This is a genomic window from Synechococcus sp. F70.1 (genome assembly GCF_047502745.1).
Taxonomy (GTDB): Bacteria; Cyanobacteriota; Cyanobacteriia; order Thermostichales; family Thermostichaceae; genus Thermostichus.
On the sequence record NZ_JANSJL010000110.1, the window covers coordinates 1 to 888 of the forward strand.

Annotated in this window: 1 protein-coding gene; it reads right to left on the minus strand. The window is 60.5% G+C overall.

From position 1 onward, the window contains the following. The coding region (locus NW860_RS10810; protein WP_414514148.1) for a CsgG/HfaB family protein at positions 1-887 on the minus strand (887 nt) is incomplete at its 3' end. Position 888 lies beyond the last annotated feature (1 nt).

Here is an 888-nt window from a genome sequence, read left to right on the forward strand (position 1 = left end):
CGCTCCACAGAAAGGATCAATCCCACGCGGTAGCCGTCGCGGCTGCCCTTGTTCAAAATCACCTGGTTGCCGTAGACATCGGCCACTAGGGCATCAACCGTTGGCAAAGAGCGGGGCTGGGCCGCTAAGCGTTCGGCAAAGCCGGCCAGCTGCTGGGCAATTTGCTCCACCGCCTGTTGGCTTGCTAAAACCAGCAGCTTCTCTTCATTGCTGGTGGCAGATCCGCCGCCAAAGCCGGCCACTGCAACCGTGCTATCCGACTGGCTAGCGTTGCCTTTGCCCTCAACCACGGCCAAGATCTCGGCAGTGCTGGTGCTCACCAGGCGGGCGTTGAGCTGCACGTTGGCATCGACGTCTACCGACTCAACCCCCACTGCCAGCGGAAAGTTGCCAAAAGGGGTTAGAACCGGTGCCCCACCTCCAGAACGACGCACTGCTACATCAAACTGGGTTACACTGCCGAGGATCACGGCATCGACTCCTAGGATGCGGCCCACCTGAGCAGCAGTGTTGGCGTCCAGTAGCCCAGATCGACCCAGGTTCTGCTCGGCCAAGACTGCATCTAGCCGCGAGCGCTCGATGACGGAAAAAGTGTCATCTCTCACCAGCCGATCCACCAGCAGATCGCTCACCCCACGGGCAGCCTCGGGCAGGCTGTAGGGATTGCTGAGGCTGCTGAAATCAAAATCCAAAACTGCAACGCGAGGGCGAGCGGTGGGCTGGGGCGCTTGCCCAACCTGGCTGGGAGCAGAGAGATTGCAGCGAATGTCTTGAGGAAATTGCCGGCAGAGGGAGGGGTTAGCAGATTGGGCGGCCGCTGGGATCCCTGTCCAACCTAAGCTGACCAGGGGGATCCCGGCCAGCAAGATGGAAAAGAGGCTGTGTATG